Origin of the sequence: Mesorhizobium sp. M7D.F.Ca.US.004.03.1.1, assembly GCF_003998635.1 — a bacterium.
Classification (GTDB): domain Bacteria; phylum Pseudomonadota; class Alphaproteobacteria; order Rhizobiales; family Rhizobiaceae; genus Mesorhizobium; species Mesorhizobium loti.
Map to the genome: position 1 here is coordinate 1 of NZ_RZQG01001495.1, position 847 is coordinate 847.

The window sequence follows — 847 nt, forward strand, 5'->3', positions numbered from 1 at the left end:
CCCCAAGAAGCCTCTTGTTGAGGCGGCTTTGGGCTAGGCGCCTGCCGTCATTCCAATAACGTTGAAAGTGATGCCGGGATAAGCCAACACGGCGCCCTTTTTCGAAATGCTGCCAACGGCACCTGCTCGCCTTCCGTCAAGAGACGGAAGCGGTCCATTGACTGATCATGAAAGGCGATTGTCGCATCCGCGCTTGCAAACACAGCTCGACTATACGGCAGTTCGTGTCCGAAGGTTGCGTTGCAGAAAGGCTTGCGTTCGCGGATGGGCGGGCGCTGAAATAACCTCTGAAGGCTTGCCGGCTTCGACAATGACGCCCGCGTCCATGAACACAACCTTGTCGCAGACTTCTTTCGCGAAATCGATCTCGTGCGTGACCACCAGCATGGTCATCCCGCCAGCGGCGAGATTCTTCATGACGCGCAGGACTTCGTCGACGAGTTCCGGATCCAGGGCCGACGTCACTTCATCAAACAACATCACGCTGGGTCGAAGCGCGAGCGCCCTTGCGATGGCGACACGCTGCTGTTGGCCCCCGGAAAGCTGATGCGGGTAATTGTGCAGCTTGTCTGCGAGCCCAACCGAGGCCAGTAGCGCCATGCCCTTGTCCTTGGCTTCCGCAGGCGGTTGTTTCAGAACTGCCCGTGGCGCTTCGGTGACGTTCTCCAGGGCTGTCATGTTTGGGAAGAGATTGAACTGCTGGAACACGATCCCGACCTGGGTCCGCAGCTTGCGCAACTCGGCTTCAGTCGGGGCTCGACAGCCCCGGCGCCCTTCGATCTGGTTGACGACGGTTCCGTTAATGGCAACGGTTCCTCCGTCGGGCTTCTCGAGCAGGTTGATGCAC

1 protein-coding gene is annotated in these 847 nt (G+C 59.1%); it reads right to left on the minus strand.

Going from position 1 to position 847, the window contains the following annotated elements; all coding sequences use genetic code 11:
* Positions 1 to 210 precede the first annotated feature (210 nt).
* Positions 211 to 847, minus strand: a 637-nt coding sequence (locus EN935_RS38205) for an amino acid ABC transporter ATP-binding protein (protein WP_164771830.1), incomplete at its 5' end; no start/stop codon positions are given.